At 54.5% G+C, this 519-nt stretch carries 1 rRNA gene; it reads left to right on the forward strand.

Annotated features, from left to right (window positions below):
• Nucleotides 1–109: ribosomal RNA gene (locus tag G9373_RS45640) — 16S ribosomal RNA — on the forward strand; the annotation flags it as partial.
• Nucleotides 110–519 lie beyond the last annotated feature (410 nt).

The following is a 519-nucleotide window of genomic DNA, read 5'->3' on the forward strand; positions in this document are numbered from 1 at the left end:
CGGTGGCCTAACCCCTTGTGGGAGGGAGCCGTCGAAGGTGGGATCGGCGATTGGGACGAAGTCGTAACAAGGTAGCCGTACCGGAAGGTGCGGCTGGATCACCTCCTTTCTAAGGAGCACATCTCCAGACGTGTACCACTGAACAGTCAGTGGATGATGTTCTGGCAGAGACCGTTTAGTCCTCATCAGTAGGGCTGCGGACGCTCATGGGTGGAACACTGACAAGCTTTCCCGCGTCACGGTTGATCTGATGATCGGCCGGCGGGTGATATATCGATGCACTGTTGGGTCCTGAGGGAACACGTGAGTGTTTTTTCTAGGCAAGAACTTACAAGTGATCATGGTGGTCATACCGGCCGGGTTTTTTCTGGTGTTCGGTGGCGACGAGGACATGGTTGGTTGTGTGTTGTTTGAGAACTGCACAGTGGACGCGAGCATCTTTGTTGTAAGTAATGAAGAGCGTACGGTGGATGCCTTGGCACCAGGAGCCGATGAAGGACGTAGGAGGCTGCGATAAGC

The organism is Rhodococcus sp. A14 (assembly GCF_011603105.1).
Classification (GTDB): Bacteria; Actinomycetota; Actinomycetes; order Mycobacteriales; family Mycobacteriaceae; genus Rhodococcus_F; species Rhodococcus_F opacus.